The 14,569-nt window shown below is 66.0% G+C and carries 16 protein-coding genes and 1 tRNA gene; 10 read left to right on the top strand and 7 right to left on the bottom strand.

Annotated elements, in window-relative coordinates; translation table 11 throughout:
* Positions 1–133: 133 nt before the first annotated feature.
* Positions 134–595, top strand: coding sequence for a peroxiredoxin (locus CH42_RS10500; protein ID WP_053353120.1), 462 nt, complete (start codon positions 134–136; stop codon positions 593–595).
* A 77-nt stretch (positions 596–672) separates the two neighbouring features.
* Positions 673–746, top strand: a tRNA-Val gene (locus CH42_RS10495).
* Between the two features lie 39 nt (positions 747–785).
* On the opposite strand, the gene CH42_RS10490 is transcribed toward CH42_RS10495, so the two are convergent.
* Positions 786–1,106 carry a MarR family winged helix-turn-helix transcriptional regulator gene (locus CH42_RS10490; protein WP_053353119.1) on the bottom strand — a complete coding sequence of 107 codons (321 nt, stop codon included), beginning with the start codon at positions 1,104–1,106 and terminating at the stop codon, positions 786–788.
* A gap of 306 nt (positions 1,107–1,412) precedes the next feature.
* Here CH42_RS10490 and CH42_RS10485 point away from each other — a divergent pair, with 306 nt between their 5' ends.
* The gene (locus tag CH42_RS10485; RefSeq protein WP_053353118.1) at positions 1,413–2,198 is read left to right on the top strand and encodes a hypothetical protein; all 786 of its coding nucleotides are present in this window, start codon (positions 1,413–1,415) and stop codon (positions 2,196–2,198) included.
* Positions 2,199–2,200: 2 nt separating this feature from the next.
* Here CH42_RS10485 and CH42_RS10480 read toward each other — a convergent pair whose 3' ends face one another.
* The gene (locus tag CH42_RS10480) at positions 2,201–2,686 is read right to left on the bottom strand and encodes a glutathione peroxidase (protein ID WP_053353117.1); all 486 of its coding nucleotides are present in this window, start codon (positions 2,684–2,686) and stop codon (positions 2,201–2,203) included.
* Positions 2,687–2,795: 109 nt separating this feature from the next.
* On the opposite strand from CH42_RS10480, the gene CH42_RS10475 reads away from it, so the two are divergent.
* Together CH42_RS10475 and CH42_RS10470 are read left to right on the top strand one after the other, a co-directional pair.
* Entirely contained in the window at positions 2,796–3,332 is a 537-nt protein-coding gene (locus tag CH42_RS10475; RefSeq protein WP_082309397.1) for a flavin reductase family protein, read from the top strand.
* Positions 3,333–3,360: 28 nt separating this feature from the next.
* On the top strand, positions 3,361–4,428 hold the full coding sequence (locus CH42_RS10470) for a glutathione S-transferase family protein (RefSeq protein ID WP_053353116.1): 1,068 nt from the start codon (positions 3,361–3,363) through the stop codon (positions 4,426–4,428).
* Here CH42_RS10470 and CH42_RS10465 read toward each other — a convergent pair.
* The 5 genes from CH42_RS10465 to CH42_RS10445 all read right to left on the bottom strand — a co-directional run bounded on the left by CH42_RS10465 (position 4,425) and on the right by CH42_RS10445 (position 10,010).
* Positions 4,425–5,660: an MFS transporter gene (locus CH42_RS10465; protein ID WP_053353115.1), complete on the bottom strand. Its 1,236-nt coding sequence runs from the start codon at positions 5,658–5,660 to the stop codon at positions 4,425–4,427. The genes CH42_RS10470 and CH42_RS10465 overlap by 4 nt on opposite strands.
* Before the next feature lie 101 nt (positions 5,661–5,761).
* Positions 5,762–6,409, bottom strand: coding sequence for an MBL fold metallo-hydrolase (locus CH42_RS10460; protein WP_239684014.1), 648 nt, complete (start codon positions 6,407–6,409; stop codon positions 5,762–5,764).
* A gap of 46 nt (positions 6,410–6,455) precedes the next feature.
* Complete coding sequence (locus CH42_RS10455; protein ID WP_075205370.1) at positions 6,456–7,673, bottom strand: glycoside hydrolase family 3 N-terminal domain-containing protein; 1,218 nt, start codon at positions 7,671–7,673, stop codon at positions 6,456–6,458.
* The gene (locus CH42_RS10450; protein WP_053353114.1) at positions 7,670–8,515 is read right to left on the bottom strand and encodes a universal stress protein; all 846 of its coding nucleotides are present in this window, start codon (positions 8,513–8,515) and stop codon (positions 7,670–7,672) included. Before CH42_RS10450 ends, CH42_RS10455 begins: the two co-directional genes overlap by 4 nt.
* A gap of 55 nt (positions 8,516–8,570) precedes the next feature.
* Positions 8,571–10,010, bottom strand: coding sequence for a glyceraldehyde-3-phosphate dehydrogenase (locus CH42_RS10445; RefSeq protein ID WP_053353113.1), 1,440 nt, complete (start codon positions 10,008–10,010; stop codon positions 8,571–8,573).
* A gap of 231 nt (positions 10,011–10,241) precedes the next feature.
* On the opposite strand from CH42_RS10445, the gene CH42_RS10440 reads away from it, so the two are divergent.
* The 5 genes from CH42_RS10440 to CH42_RS10420 all read left to right on the top strand — a co-directional run bounded on the left by CH42_RS10440 (position 10,242) and on the right by CH42_RS10420 (position 14,542).
* Positions 10,242–11,156 carry a MetQ/NlpA family ABC transporter substrate-binding protein gene (locus CH42_RS10440; RefSeq protein WP_053353112.1) on the top strand — a complete coding sequence of 305 codons (915 nt, stop codon included), beginning with the start codon at positions 10,242–10,244 and terminating at the stop codon, positions 11,154–11,156.
* A gap of 85 nt (positions 11,157–11,241) precedes the next feature.
* Positions 11,242–12,270: a methionine ABC transporter ATP-binding protein gene (locus tag CH42_RS10435; protein ID WP_053353111.1), complete on the top strand. Its 1,029-nt coding sequence runs from the start codon at positions 11,242–11,244 to the stop codon at positions 12,268–12,270.
* Positions 12,270–12,935, top strand: a complete 666-nt coding sequence (locus tag CH42_RS10430; protein WP_053353110.1) for a methionine ABC transporter permease — start codon at positions 12,270–12,272, stop codon at positions 12,933–12,935. The genes CH42_RS10435 and CH42_RS10430 overlap by 1 nt, the downstream gene beginning before the upstream one ends.
* Positions 12,932–13,780 (top strand): Nif3-like dinuclear metal center hexameric protein, encoded by an 849-nt coding sequence (locus CH42_RS10425; protein ID WP_053353109.1) that lies wholly within the window; start codon positions 12,932–12,934, stop codon positions 13,778–13,780. Before CH42_RS10430 ends, CH42_RS10425 begins: the two co-directional genes overlap by 4 nt.
* 36 nt (positions 13,781–13,816) lie before the next feature.
* The gene (locus CH42_RS10420) at positions 13,817–14,542 is read left to right on the top strand and encodes a zinc ribbon domain-containing protein (RefSeq protein WP_053353108.1); all 726 of its coding nucleotides are present in this window, start codon (positions 13,817–13,819) and stop codon (positions 14,540–14,542) included.
* The last annotated feature ends 27 nt before the right edge of the window (positions 14,543–14,569 follow it).

The following is a 14,569-nucleotide window of genomic DNA, read 5'->3' as shown; positions in this document are numbered from 1 at the left end:
ATCAGGCAATCGGAGCCGCCCGGGTGTCTTTTCCGCACAAACTGACGGGTAAATATCGAGGCTGATCGGGAGCGCTACAGTGTGTATCGCAATCGCATATTGAGGGGCGGCGTCGCCCGGAACAGGAGTCTCGATGGTTCTCGCAGTTGGTGCGCAGGCACCCGATTTCACGCTTTCCGATCAGCATGGTGAAGAGCTCGTGCTCTCAGAACTCGTCGCCGAAGGCCCGGTCGCGCTCGTCTTCTTCCCGCTGGCCTTCTCGGGAATCTGCACCGGCGAACTCTGCGAGCTGCGCGACAACCTCGCGATCTTCGCCGACCAGAACGTGCGCCTGCTCGGCGTTTCGGTTGATTCGGAGTACGCGCTCAAGGCCTGGGCCGAGCACGAGGGGTACGAGTTCTCGATTCTTTCCGACTTCTGGCCGCACGGCGCCGTGGCGCGCAAATACGGTGTCTTCGTTGAGGAAGCCGGCATTGCGACGCGCGCCACCTTGGTGATCGGTGAGGATCGCCGCGTGCTTGCCTCCTTCGAGACTGCTCCGGGCGAAGCTCGCGACTTCGGGGCCTACCGGGACGCACTCGCGACACTCGCCTGAGTCGAGCGATTTTTGAGTCGCGCCTCGCCTCGCGTATGCTGATACGGCTGCGCTGCTGAGGCGAGTCGCGGCGATTGGGGCCTGTAGCTCAGTTGGTTAGAGCATCTCGTTTACACCGAGAGGGTCGGGGGTTCGAGTCCCTCCGGGCCCACCCATACTTTCTTTCTCTCTGCCCGTGGCGCATGCGGTACTACTCCGGCCAGTGGGTCGCCAGCTTGTCGAGCAGTCGCGCAAGCTCAGCCCGCTCCGCATCAGTGAACTGCTGAAGCGCGGTGCCGAGGGCTTCGCGTCGTTCGCCGCGCACACCGCGCGCAAACCCGCGACCGCGGTCCGTGAGGGCAATGCGGGTGCGACGTGCGTCATGCGGATCTGCCTTGCGCTCGACGAGCCCGCGCTCGGCCGCCTGTTGCACGAGCCGTGAAGCGCGGGGCTGGTCAACGCCGATCGCCTCACCGATCGCGCCGACACCCAGTGGGGTCTCCGCTGCGGCAAGGGTCTCGACGAGTCGCATGAGTGCGGGGCCGCCGAAGCGTCTCCCATCGTGCGGCCCGTGCCCATGGTGGTGTGGTTGGGGGGTCCCGGGGGCGTCGTGATCTGGAGTGCCAAAAGGGCCCCCGCGGCCAAAGGAGCCGTCGTGGCCGCCGGGGCCCCAGGGGCTTCGCGGACCCCTGCCTCGGCCCCGTACGCGTGCGAGGGCGTGCGCGATGTCGTCGATGTCGTCGGATCTGCTCACAGCGAACATCTTACATGTACCTTGACATGTACTGAAGTGAATGTCACACTACATATACATGCAACATGACAAGTAAGGAACACGATGCACAGCGCATTTGTAGACGAAAATGTCGGCCACAGCGCCGGCGCCACTGCACCTGACCACGCCGACCTCCGCGCCCTGCGACGCTCGCTCAAGACAGCCAGCCACGTCATGCGCGAGTCCCGGCGACTGACGCTCGGCGAAGCCGGGCTGACGCTCGATGAGTGGCGATTCCTCCGCCGCCTCGATCGCAAGAACGCGAACGGCTCGGAGCAGGCTCCGCAGAACGAGTCAGTTCAGAACGACGCCGATCAGCGCGATGCCGTACCAGGCACCGAAGACCGTCGCCCGGCACACCCTCGCGGCATGGGGCGGCGTGGCCACGGACCCCGTCGCCACTTCGCTGTTCGCCGTCTCGTCGAGATCGGCTGGGTTACCCGATCCGAGTCTGGCCTCACGCTGACGGAAGCCGGTCGTGCCGGTGTGGAACGCACGCGTGCGGCGCTGCAGCGCGCTGACGCTCGCCTTTCCGAAGCCATCGGTGATGCGGGTGTATCGACTGCGGTACGCACGCTCGACGCCGTCGCGCAGCAACTCGGGTGGGAACCGGGCACGCGACCGCCGCGGAGCCTGCGGATGCCGCACGGCATGCGTCGCCACCGCCGGTTTGCCCGGTCAGGCCAGACATGCGACGAGCGGGACGACCGCCACGATTCGCGCCAGGAAGGAGCCCACGACCATGACTTCGAGCACGATATGCACTCGGGTCGACCGCACCCGCATCCGCATCATCGCCACCCGCGTGGGGGATGGGAGCGCGGCTCATGGGCGGCGCGGGGGCGTTAGTCTTAGCGGGGGAGCGCCGCCTCGATCGCGGCGACGATCGCTGGAGCGTCAGGCTCGGTCGTGGGTCGAAACCGCGACACGGTGCCGTCGGGCGCGATGAGGAACTTCTTGAAGTTCCACTTCACGCGCCCGGCTTTGCCGTCAGCATCGGTCGTTTCACGCAGTTCTGCATAGAGCGGGTGCTTGCGGCGTCCATTCACCTTCACCTTCTCCATGAGCGGGAAGGTCACCCCGTAGTTCATCGAGCAGAAGGTTTTGATCTCTCCGCCATCACCCGGCTCCTGCCCCATGAACTGGTTGCAGGGAAATCCGAGCACCGTGAAACCGCGATCCCCATAGGTGCGCTGCAGCTCTTCGAGCTTCTCGTACTGCGGCGTGAGCCCGCACTTCGACGCGACGTTCACCACCAGCACGGCACGGTCGGCATAGTCGGCGAGCGAAGCCGGGTCGCCATCGATGGTGGTGAAGGGAATATCGCGCAGCTCCATGTGGCTCAGCCTACGCCTGAACTCTTCGGAATGCGCTGCATCGCGGTACCGTTGAAGATCGTGTGGGTCGCGACTGCGCGACTTCGACGATTGAAAGGCACGGGTACGTATGACCTCGGCTGCGCACGGCATTCCGGTTCAATTCGATGCGAGCGGGGTGAGCGGTGCCGACGCACTCAAGCAAGCCTTTCGTGAGCACCCGGCCGGCGTCTCGCTGATCACCGCGATGACCGAAGACGGCCCGGTCGGCCTCACGGCGTCGAGTGTCGCCTCGGTGGGCATCGATCCGCCCGCGATCGCATTTTCGGTGACCCGTGCGACCGGAAGTGCCGGGGGCATTCTCGGGGCCGAGACGCACCTCGTGCACCTGCTCGATTCACGCCATGTCGATGTCGCCCAGTCGTTCGCGGTGTCGGGCGCTGAGCGCTTCACTGCGGAACAGGGGTGGGACCGGCTGACCACGGGAGAACCGTATCTTCCGGCGTCTCGAGTCGCGCTCCGCTGCCGACCGCTGCACACGCTCGGCGTCGGCTCCTCCGTCGTCGTCGTGTCAGAAGTGCTGGGCGCGGTCTTCGGCGACGCAGCAGATCCGATGGTCTACCACGATCGCCGCTTCCACACGCTGCCCCCAGTCGAACACGCGTAGCCTGAAGAGACGACCGGGAGGGGCCAAGATGCCAGAGCGCGATGCCACCACGATGGGCAGCTATGTCACCGGAGGCGAGGCCTTCGAACGAGATACTCAGTACATCGAAGATCGCATCGTCGCTGACCCGGATGCGGTGCGTGCGCTGCCATCGCCACCGGCTTCGAAGATCGGGTCCCTGCATGCGGGGCTCACGACGGGCGCCGAGGCCTGGCCGGTTGAGCCGGGGCGCTACCGACTGATCGCCGCCGCGGCGTGCCCGTGGGCGAATCGCACCCTCATCGTTCGGCGCCTTCTGGGCTTGGAATCCGTCATTTCGCTCGGTCAGCCCGGCCCCGTGCACGACGCGAGATCCTGGACCTTCGATCTCGACCCCGGTGGCGTCGACCCGATTTTGGGGAGCGAGCGACTCCAGGAGCACTACTTCCGCAGATTCCCCGGGTACCCGCGCGGGATCACCGTGCCGGCGATCGTGGATATCCCGACGGGTGGAGTCGTCACGAACGACTACCCACAGATCACGCTCGACTTCTCGACACAGTGGCGCGAGTTCCATCGAGCCGGCGCCCCCGACCTGTTGCCGGCCGACCTGGTTGAAGACATGTGGCCGGTCATGGAGCGGGTATTCACCGAAGTGAATAACGGCGTCTACCGATGCGGTTTCGCCGGGAGTCAGGCGGCCTACGACGCAGCGTATACGCGACTCTGGGACGCGATGGATTGGCTTGAAGAACGTCTCTCGACTCGTCGGTACCTGATGGGGGAGACGATCACGGAGGCCGACGTGCGTCTGTTCGCCACGCTCGCCCGATTCGATCCCGTGTATCACGGGCACTTCAAGGCGAACCGCAACAAGCTCAGCGAGATGGAGCACCTGTGGGGGTATGCGCGTGATCTGTTTCAGACGCCGGGGTTCGGCGACACGATCGACTTTGCGCAGATCAAGCAGCACTATTACGCGACACACACGGACATCAATCCGACAGCCATCGTGCCTGCTGGTCCCAACCTCGCGAACTGGCAGCAGCCCCATGGTCGGGAGCGGCTGGGCGGTGCGCCCTTCGGAAAGGGCACGCCGCCCGACCCGATTCGCTAGCGGGGGACCGGGATCCCGACGGTATTGAGATTGCGCGCCTTGTCGCGCCGCTCGACCGCGACGCCGATGAGGGCGAGCGTCATGCCGATGGCGCCGAGTGCGACTCCCACCCATCCGGGGGCGAGATAGCCGAGGCCGCCGGCGATCACGACACCGCCCAGCCAGGCACCCAGGCTGTTGCCGATGTTGAACGCGGAGTGGTTGACGGCGGCGCCGAAGAGGGCGGCTTCATCGCTCACCCGAATGAGACGTGACTGGATCGAGGGCATCAGGATCGATGAGGTGACGCCGAGCAAGAAGGTGCAGGTGATCAGGCCCAGCGGCGTGGTCGCAAACAGCGCGTAGGCGACGAGCACGGCGATAAACGCGGAGAACCCGAAGAGAATCGTGCGGGTCAAGTCTTTGTCGCTCGCCCAGCCGCCGGCAAGGTTGCCGATGGTCATGCCGATTCCGAGCCCGGCGAGCACCCACGGGACTGCGCCGGCAGAGAGCCCGGCAACGCGAGTGGTCACCTCCGCAATGTACGAGTAGACCGCGAAGAAGCCGCCGAAGCCGATCGCGCCGACGCCGATCATAATCCACAGGCGAAAATTCTTGAGCGCCGACAGCTCCTTGAGCGGGCTGCGCTCGGGGTTGCCGGGGAAGCGGGGGAGGAACGCGACGCAGAGCAACAGTGTCGCCGTGAAGATCACCGCGACGAGCACGTACGCCCAGCGCCACCCGGCGATCTGACCGATCCAGGTTGCCAGCGGCACACCGATGACGTTCGCAACCGTGAGCCCTGAGAGCGCCAACGCGATGCCGCGACCCTGCATGCCAGGCCCCATGATGCGAGCAGCGAGCAGCGAGGCGACCCCGAAGTAGGCGCCATGCGGAAGTGCAGCGATGAATCGGGTGAGCGCCAGGGTGCCGAATGTGGGCATAAATACCGACGCGAGCGTGCCGACGATGAAGAGCGCGAGCAGCAGAAACGCCAGTTTCGTCTGGGACATGCGCGCTGCGAGCACCGCAAACGTCGGAGCGCCGACGACCACACCGAGTGCATACGCCGTGATCAGCCACCCCGCCTGCGCAATGACGGTGGTTGGGGAATCAGCGAAACCGGGGAGCAGGTCGCGCGCGATCTCGGGGAGGAAGCCCATGGTTGCGAACTCGGTAACCCCGATGCCGAAGCCGCCGAGCGCAAGCGCGAACAGGGCGAACGCGCGCCGGGCTGGGGTGAGTTGCGTCATCGAATGCGGGCCTTTCGAAAGGGGTGCTCGGCTGCGTTGCCGCGGCACGGCAACCACGCAAGCTTAGTCGGTGCGCGCGACGGGACCCGCACCGACAAGGTTCACCAGCCGCGCGCGATCCACTCGGGCAGGGCGGACGCTTCGGCCGCAATCGTCGTGCTGTCGCCGTGACCCGGGCGCGCGACCGTGGCTTCGGGAAGCGTGAACAGGCGCTCCTGAATGGAGTCGAGGATCTGCGGGAAGCTGGAATAGCTCCAGCGAGTGGCGCCGGGGCCGCCCTGGAAGAGGGTGTCACCCGAAAACACAGTGCCGAGTGCAGGTGCAGCGAAGCACACTGAGCCCGGGGTGTGGCCAGGAGTATGCAGCGTCAGAAGGTCGACGCCGGCGACCGCAAACTCGGCGCCGTGGGCGAGTTCGATATCGGGAAGCGTATCGCCGTAGGTATCGGCCCAGATGAAGAGATCGTCGGGATGCAGATGCAGGAGGGTGTCGAGTCGCTGCGCGAGTTCGACCGCGGCATTCACGTGGTCGTTGTGGCCGTGCGTGAGCAGAATTCCGAGCGTGTCCCGATCGCCGACTGCGTCCGCGATCTGGGCGGCGTCGTGACTGGCATCGATGACGACGACCTGTTCGTCGTCGCCGACGAGCCAAACGTTGTTGTCGATGGGAACCGCTTCAGGCTCGGGGCCGCCCCGGTCGACCATGATGCTGCCGTGGGTGATGACGCGCTCGATACGGACGGTGCTCACAGGTGGGGTCCTTTCTGGAGGTACGAAACGACGGAAACGGTACACGTTATTCGGCCAGCGCGAGACGCAGGTCGGTCACCCGGATTGCGGCGTCTCGCAGGCGCTCCGGCGGCAGGGTGCCGGCATCGACCGCCGCGGTGATCCCGTCGATCGATGCGGCGACCGTGGATTCGTCGGCACCGGCCACCAGTACCAGTAGATCGTTGCCGGCGAGCACGGATTGCACGGCATTCGTCGCCGGATCCGCATACGCCGGATCTCCCGAGTTCAGAAGCATGCCGAGGTCATCGGTGACGGCCACGCCGGTGAACCCCAGTTCTTCGCGTGCGATGCGATGCCATTCCGTCGAGAGCGACGCCGGCGCGGCATCGATAGCCGTGTAGGAGAGGTGCCCGAACATCAGCAACTCGGCGCCGGCGTCGATGCCGGCAGCGAATGGCACCGACTCGTTCGCCATCCAATCGGCACGGGTCAGGTCTGTCGTCGGGATGGAACTGTGCGAATCGCCGGGTGCCGCGCCGTGCCCGGGAAAGTGTTTGAGCGTGGAGAGTACCGTGCCGTGCTCGCCACTGACGGCGGCTGCGACGCGAGGAGCCGCATCGTCGCCGGTGGCGCCGAGCGTGCGCGAGAAGATGAATGAGTTCGGTTCACCGGTGACGTCGGCGACGATGCCGAAATTGACCGTGACCCCCGACTCGGCAAGGAGCGCCGCACGCCCGGAAGCGGCGGCGCGCACGTCGTCGGGTGCAGCGAACTTGAGGGTGTCAGCGCCGGGAAGGGTGTCCCAGGGCAGGCGCGTGACTTCGCCGCCCTCTTCATCGATGCCGATCAGTCGAGGCAGCCCTGGGTCGGGGGAAAGTGCGGCCGTCACGGTGCTCAGCGCAGCGGCGTCGGCAGGCACATTGGCACCCATCAGCAGGAAGCCGCCGAGTCCGTGCACCTCGGCAAATGACCCCACCGTTGCGGGGTCAGCGCTGGGCGTAGACGCCATCATGATGCTTGCCGCGCGCTGCGCCGTGTTCTCTGCGTCGACGATCTCTGTGGCACGCGCGAGTCGGAGCTCCTCGGGGCTCGGGGGAGCCGGGGTCGTCGGTGCGGGTGCCGAAGTCGTGGATGCCGGCGACGAAGTCGGAGCCGGATCGCTCGCGGGTTCTGGAGCACACCCCGTCAGGGCAAGCGCAGCGAACGCCACCCAGGCGACGCTGATGAAAGCCGTTTGGGCGCGCCGCGGGCGGGCCTGGGTGACGGAGCGTCGTGGGTTCACGCGCGAGTGACGACGGTGGGGCACGGCAGCGCCTGCAGCACCCCGTGACTGACCGACCCCAGGAGCAGTCGGGAGATGCCGCCACGACCGCGGCTGCCCACCACGAGCATCTCGGCCTCCTCAGCCGCCTGCACGAGTGCGGCGACCGGAGCCGACTGCACGATTTCTCGACGCACGTCGAGATCCGGGTACCGCTCGGCGAGACCCGCGATGCCGATCGCGATCGCCTCTTCGGCGACGCTGCGCTGAGACTCCACGAGCTCTTCGCTCCAGAGGTACTCGAGGCCGGGGGTCAGCGGTGGCATCCATGCGTACACCGCCACGAGCGGAACCTCGCGAATCGAGGCCTGTGCCGCCGCGAATGCGATGGCCTTGCGTGACGCATCGGATCCGTCGACTCCGACGACCACAGGGGCGTTCGGGCGAGGCTCGGTCTTCGGAATCACCGCAACCGGGCAGTGCGAGGTGGCCGCAACCTTGACCGCGCGCGTACCGAAGAACGAACCGGAGAAACGGCCGCCCTGGTGGGCGCCGAGAATGACGAGGTCTGCGCGCTTCGACGCCTCTTCAACCTCGGCGATCGGGTGCCCCACGACGGCGGTGCCTGAGATCGCCCCGGCGAAGCCCAGTGCGCGGGCGTGCTCGGTTTCGGCCTGCAGCATTTGCTCAGAGGCCGCCTGCGCCTCCGAAAGGAACGCGACGCTTTCCGAGAGGAATGAGTCGTCGGCGACGTGAATCAATTCGACTGAGGCCCCGCGCTCGGTGGCGCGGGCGAGGCCCCAGGCGAGGGCGACCCTGCTCTGCTCGGATCCATCTACTCCGATGAGGTACTTCTCAGACATGATCTGTCCTTTCTCTCTCTCTGTCGATGTTCGGGGCGAGCAGGGCCGCGACGCCTCAGCTCTCGAGCGCCGGCAGGTGAGCGGGGTGCCCGCCTGCGAGCTGTTCGATGATGCGCACGACCTGGCAGCTGTAGCCGTACTCGTTGTCGTACCAGACGTACACGACGGCACTGTCTCCGGTGACGATGGTCGCGAGACCGTCGACGATGCCCGCGCGGTTGGAGCCGACGAAGTCGGTCGAGACGATTTCGTCGGATTCGACGTAGTCGATCTGGGTGCGGAGCGCCCCCGTCAGCGAAACCTGCTGCAGTGCGGCGTTGATCTCTTCACGCGTCGTCTCTGCCTCGAGCTGCAGATTCAGCACGGCCATCGACACATCCGGGGTGGGAACGCGGATCGCGTTGCCGGTCAGCTTGCCGGCGAACTCGGGCAGCGCCTTCGCGACCGCCTTTGCCGCGCCGGTCTCGGCGAGCACCATGTTGAGCGCTGCCGAGCGGCCGCGACGGGCCCCCTTGTGGAAGTTGTCGGTGAGGTTCTGATCGTTCGTGTACGAGTGCACCGTCTCGACGTGCCCCCGGGTGACGCCGAAGCGATCGTTCAGGACCTTCAGTACCGGCGTGATCGCGTTGGTGGTGCAGGACGCGGCGCTGAGGATGCGCTGGTCATCGGTGATCGCATCGTGGTTCACGCCAAAGACAACGTTGAGCAGATCGCCCTTGCCCGGCGCGGTGAGCAAGACGCGGTCGATGCCGGGGTTCTCGAGGTGCTTGCCGAGGCCCTCGGCATCGCGCCAACGGCCCGTATTGTCGACCAGAATCGCGTTCTCGATGCCGTACTGGGCGTAATCGACGCTGGCGGGGTCGTCCGAGTAGATCACCTGGATGCGCACGCCGTTGGCGAGGATCACGTTCTCGTCTTCGAGAACCTTGATGGTGCCGTTGAACGGCCCGTGCACCGAGTCGCGCTTCAGCAGGTTCGCGCGCTTCTCGAGGTCGTTCTCTGCGCCGCGGCGCACGACGATCGCGCGGAGGTTCAGGCCGTTGCCACTGCCGGAGTGCTCGATGATGATGCGGGCGAGGAGACGGCCGATGCGGCCGAAACCGTAGAGCACCACATCGGTGCCGGTGCCGGGCTGCGCGCCGATGGCGGGGGCGAGGGCTTCGCGGAGGTACGCGTGCAGGTCGCCCGCGCCTGCGGCACGGTAATCGTTGGCGAGCAGCGCGAGGTCGACCGATGCGGGTCCGGGCTGGATCTCGGCGAGCGCGGAAACGATTGCCGCCGTCTCTTCGAGGGGAAGTTCGGCGTCATCGATCTTGCGGGCGAAGCTGTGCGCGCGAATGATGTCGATCGGGGAGCGGCCCACGAGGCTGCGGCCGTGGATAGACATCACGACATCGTGATCGCGATAGAGCTGACCGATGAGCGGGATCATCCGCTCGGCGAGTTCCTGCTTCGCCTTCCACGCTTCGAGGTGAGCATCAGCACGCTGGTTCATGTGAACGGAGGGTTCCTTCCCTGGGGTTACCTGAGTGGTTCGGCCTGCCCGCCGGAGACGTTGAACGTCCGATTCCAGTATCCCACGATGACACCCGCGCGTGGCGATCGGCGCGCCACGGGGCGCATGACGCCGTGTGACGTCAAGATTTCACGGCGCTCCTGCCCGTGTCGCATGCTGGAACGGTACCGTGGGCGAACGCCCGCATCCCCAATGACATTGAGGAATCTCATGACCTTCACGAAGCGCGGCACTCTTGCCGCTTCGCTCGCTGCACTAGCCATCGCGGCCGCCACGGCCCTCGCCGGCTGCTCGACCTCTGCCTCCGACTCGGGGAACTCCGACGCCGGCTCTGACACGACCGTCAAGATCGGTGTTGTCGGCGCAAGCGACCCGTACTGGCAGACCTTCACTGATGCCGCCGCTGAGGAAGGCATCACGGTCGAACTCACTGACTTCACCGACTACAACCAGCCCAACCCGGCGCTGAGCGAGGGCGAGCTCGACCTCAACCAGTTCCAGCACATCCAGTACCTCGCCGACTACAACGTGTCGAACGATGACGATCTGGTGCCGGTCGGGGCGACGGCGATCTACCCGCTCGCCATCTTCTCCACGAAGCACACGAAGCTCGACGAGGTTCCGAAGGGCGGAACCGTTGCGGTTCCCTCGGATCCCAGCAACCGCGCTCGCGCGCTGAACGTGCTGCAGTCGGCCGGCCTGATCGAACTCACCGACGGTGGCACGCTCTTCTCGACCCCGGACGACATCGATGCAGCGAAGTCGAAGGTCACGGTGACCGAGATGGATGCGTCGTTCACCGCGACCTCGCTCTCTGACGTCGATGCCGCGGTCGTCAACAACGACTTCGTCACCGATGCCGGCTTGAAGTTTTCGGATGCCCTGTACCAGGACGACCCGAGCGATGAGGGTGCGAAGTACTTCATCAACATCTTCGCGGCCCGTGCCGAAGACAAGGACAACGAGACCTACAAGAAGCTCGTCGAGATCTACCAGACCAACGCAGACGTTCAGGCGGGCGTGCTCGAGAACTCGGGCGATTCCGCGATCCTCCTCGACACCCCGGTGTCCGAGCTCCAGGAAATCCAGGACGACGCAGAGGCGCAGATCGCGGCCAGCAAGTAAGTCGCAGCCTGACGCGCGCAGCGCATAGGATCGGGGCGTTCGGTTTTCCGAGCGCCCCGTTTCCGTCTATCCGAAGGGAGACGCGATGACCCGCGTCCAGATGATCGGCGTCTCGAAGCGCTACCCGGGCCGAGGCCCCAGCTCAGAACCGATCGTCGCCGTTGACGACGTGTCCATCGACGTCGCCTCGGGCGAGATCCATGCGATCATCGGTTATTCCGGCGCCGGCAAGAGCACGCTGCTGCGCCTGGTGAATGGTCTGGAGCGTGCGACGGCCGGGCAGATCCTGGTCGGTGATGATGACATCACCGCCCTGCCCGAGTCGAAGCTTCGCGTCGCCCGAGGCAATATCGGCATGATCTTCCAGCAATTCAACCTGTTCCACTCGAAGAAGGTGGCGAAGAACGTCGAATACCCGCTCATCGTGGCTGGGGTCCCGGCGGAGGAGCGCAAGCGCCGCGTCGCCGAACTGCTGCAGTTCGTGGGTCTCGCCGACAAGGCCAGCGCCTACACAGACCAGCTCTCTGGTGGGCAGAAGCAGCGCGTCGGCATCGCACGCGCACTGGCCACGAACCCGGGCGTGCTGCTGGCCGATGAGGCGACGAGCGCCCTCGACCCGCAGACCTCGCACGAGGTGCTCGCACTGCTCAAACGCGTCAATGCGGAGTTCGGGATCACCATCATCCTCATCACCCACGAGATGGAGGTGGTGCGCGAGATCGCGCATCGCGTCACGGTCATGGACAGCGGTCGCGCGGTCGAACAGGGTGATGTCTTCGAAGTGTTCTCTGCGCCGAAATCGCAGACGACGCAGCGCTTCGTCGCGACCGCTCTGCCGACGCAACCCGAGGCCGAGCACTTGGAAGCGCTGCGCGAGCGGCACCGCGGGCGCCTCGTCTCGCTGACGTTCAGGGACGGCGATGTGGATCAGCCCGTCGTCTTCCGCACGCTGGCCGAGCGCGGCGTGGGCGTCAGCATCGTGCACGGCGGCATCACCGATGTCGGCGGCCGCAGCTTCGGCAAACTCACCCTCGAACTGATCGGCGAAGATCTGAAGGTGGAGCACGCCATCGCCGCCCTTGCTCAGGAGACGACCCTGGAGGTGCTCGCGTAATGGACAACCTCATTCAACTGCTCGAGAGCGGTAAGTTCCTCGAGGCGACGTTTCAGACACTGGTGTACGTCGTCTTCGCGATGCTCATCGGCGGGGTGCTCGGCCTCCTCATCGGAACGGCACTCACCGTCACGCGACAGGGCGGCATTCTGCAAAACCGCGGCGTGTTCCTCGTCCTGAATCTGCTCGTCAACTTCTTCCGACCGATTCCCTTCGTGATCCTGCTGGCGGCGATTCAGCCGCTCGGCCGCGTCATTGTGGGCACCGGTATCGGCGATCGCTTCCTGATCTTCGTGCTCTCGTTCGCCGCGACCTTCGGCATTGCGCGACTCGTGGAACAGAATCTGCTCACGGTGCCTCCGGGGGTAATCGAAGCGGCACGCGCCATGGGTGCGGGGCCGGTGCGCACGATTCTGTCCGTCTTGATTCCCGAGGGACTCGGTCCGTTGGTTCTGGGCTACACCTTCGCGTTCATCGCGGTCGTCGACATGACGGCGATGGCGGGCGTGATCGGCGGTGGCGGCCTCGGAAACCTGGCGCTGCAGTACGGCTATCGCCAGTTCAATCCGTGGATCACGTGGGCGGCGGTGCTCGTTATCATCGCCATCGTGCAGCTCGTGCAACTGCTCGGCAACGTCATCGCACGAAAGCTGTTGCGCCGATGAGCGCCGCGCAGCCGACTGCGCCGGTGCTTTCCGACCTGCGCGCTGCGGCGGAGTCACTGTGGCCGGTGGAGACCGCCGAGAGCTGGGATCGAGTCGGTCTCGTATCGGGTGCCGACGACGCGCCATTGCGGCGCGTACTGCTCGCGGTCGACGCGACTGCGGAAACCGTGGGCGAAGCGCTCGACTGGCATGCAGACGCCCTGCTGACCCACCATCCGCTGCTGCTTCGCGGCATTCACAGTGTGGCGGAGGACACGGCGAAGGGGCGTCTGCTCGCAGACCTGATCCGCGGCGGCTGCGCGCTGTATGCGGCGCACACCAACGCTGATCAGCCGGCCGGAGGCGTCTCCGCGGTCATCGCCGAACGGCTCGAGCTCACCGGTTCGGTGCCCATCGTGCCGCACGCGAGCGATGCGGCGATCGGTATCGGACGCGTCGGGGATCTCGCGGAACCGCTGACACTTCGCGCCTTCGCCGAGCGGGTCGACGCGGTGATGCCCGCGACCGTCTCGGGTGTGCGGGTCGCGGGCGATCCGGAGCGAACGATTCGCCGTGTCGCGCTTCTGGGCGGCGCAGGGGACAGCCTGCTCGACCACCCCCTCGTGCGTTCGGCGGACGTCTATCTGACCTCGGACCTCCGCCATCACCCGGCGCAGGAGGCGAGCGAGGCTGCGGGTGTGGCAGGACGCCCTGCGCTGATCGATGTCGCCCACTGGGCAAGCGAATCGTTGTGGCTCGACGGTGCCGCGGCGACGCTGGGCCGACTGCTCCCGGGAGTGGAGTTCCGGGTGAGCTCACTGCGCACCGATCCGTGGACTTTCTCGGTGGGGGCCCACGCCGAGTGAACCGTGGGATCGCCACGCCGCGATAGGCTGAACCTCATGAAGGCCAGCCCGCGACAGCAGCGACTCCTGCTCGATCTCCAAGATCTCGATACGACGCTCGCGCGACTCCGCCGTCAGCGCAAGACGCTGCCGGAACGCGAGCAGCTCGCCGGTCTCGCCGGTGAGACATCAGAAGTGCGCACGCGATACATGGCGGCGCAGCGTGAGCTCGATGCGCAGAACGCTGAGCTCGAACGTGTCGAGTCCGACGTCGCACTGGTGCAGCAGCGTCGCGACCGTGACCAGCAGCTGCTCGCCGCGAGCACGTCGAGCAAAGAGGCGCAGGCACTGCAATCGGAACTCGAAACTCTGACCCGTCGTCAGTCGGAACTCGAAGATCGCGAGCTCGAGCTCATGGAGGTGCAAGAGCAGGCGCGTATCGCCTTCGACGAGGCGCAGTCCGTGCTCGATGGGGTCGACGCGCGCCGCACTGACATTCAGGCCGCGATCACCTCGGCCGAGCAGCGTATCGATCGCGACATCGCCTCGCAGCAGGAGGAACGCGACGGCCTCGCCGCCGAGGTGCAGCGCGATGTGCTCGGTGTGTACGAAGATCTTCGGGCCCGCATCGGCATCGGTGCCGCCCGTCTGCGCGGCAACGTGTCCGAGGCGAGCAACATGGCGCTCGCGCCCGCCGAGCTCAGCGAAATCAGGTCGGCAGCCCCCGATGAGCTCGTCTTCTGCCCGGGAACAGGTGCCATTCTCGTTCGCATCGAGGAGTAGCGGCTGCAGTGCTCTAAGCTGGTCTCT

The organism is Leucobacter musarum subsp. musarum (genome assembly GCF_001273845.1).
Lineage (GTDB): Bacteria > Actinomycetota > Actinomycetes > Actinomycetales > Microbacteriaceae > Leucobacter > Leucobacter musarum.
The sequence above is the reverse complement of the archived record's forward strand: the minus strand, read 5'-3'. Positions and strand labels throughout refer to the sequence as shown.

Bases quoted from the DNA above. Each gene is read 5' to 3' on its own strand.
- CH42_RS10500 (WP_053353120.1), top strand. From the start codon at position 134: ATGGTTCTCGCAGTTGGTGCGCAGGCACCCGATTTCACGCTTTCCGAT.
- CH42_RS10490 (WP_053353119.1), bottom strand. From the start codon at position 1,106: ATGCGACTCGTCGAGACCCTTGCCGCAGCGGAGACCCCACTGGGTGTC.
- CH42_RS10485 (WP_053353118.1), top strand. From the start codon at position 1,413: ATGCACAGCGCATTTGTAGACGAAAATGTCGGCCACAGCGCCGGCGCC.
- CH42_RS10480 (WP_053353117.1), bottom strand. From the start codon at position 2,686: ATGGAGCTGCGCGATATTCCCTTCACCACCATCGATGGCGACCCGGCT.
- CH42_RS10475 (WP_082309397.1), top strand. From the start codon at position 2,796: ATGACCTCGGCTGCGCACGGCATTCCGGTTCAATTCGATGCGAGCGGG.
- CH42_RS10470 (WP_053353116.1), top strand. From the start codon at position 3,361: ATGCCAGAGCGCGATGCCACCACGATGGGCAGCTATGTCACCGGAGGC.
- CH42_RS10465 (WP_053353115.1), bottom strand. From the start codon at position 5,660: ATGACGCAACTCACCCCAGCCCGGCGCGCGTTCGCCCTGTTCGCGCTT.
- CH42_RS10450 (WP_053353114.1), bottom strand. From the start codon at position 8,515: ATGTCTGAGAAGTACCTCATCGGAGTAGATGGATCCGAGCAGAGCAGG.
- CH42_RS10445 (WP_053353113.1), bottom strand. From the start codon at position 10,010: ATGAACCAGCGTGCTGATGCTCACCTCGAAGCGTGGAAGGCGAAGCAG.
- CH42_RS10440 (WP_053353112.1), top strand. From the start codon at position 10,242: ATGACCTTCACGAAGCGCGGCACTCTTGCCGCTTCGCTCGCTGCACTA.
- CH42_RS10435 (WP_053353111.1), top strand. From the start codon at position 11,242: ATGACCCGCGTCCAGATGATCGGCGTCTCGAAGCGCTACCCGGGCCGA.
- CH42_RS10430 (WP_053353110.1), top strand. From the start codon at position 12,270: ATGGACAACCTCATTCAACTGCTCGAGAGCGGTAAGTTCCTCGAGGCG.
- CH42_RS10425 (WP_053353109.1), top strand. From the start codon at position 12,932: ATGAGCGCCGCGCAGCCGACTGCGCCGGTGCTTTCCGACCTGCGCGCT.
- CH42_RS10420 (WP_053353108.1), top strand. From the start codon at position 13,817: ATGAAGGCCAGCCCGCGACAGCAGCGACTCCTGCTCGATCTCCAAGAT.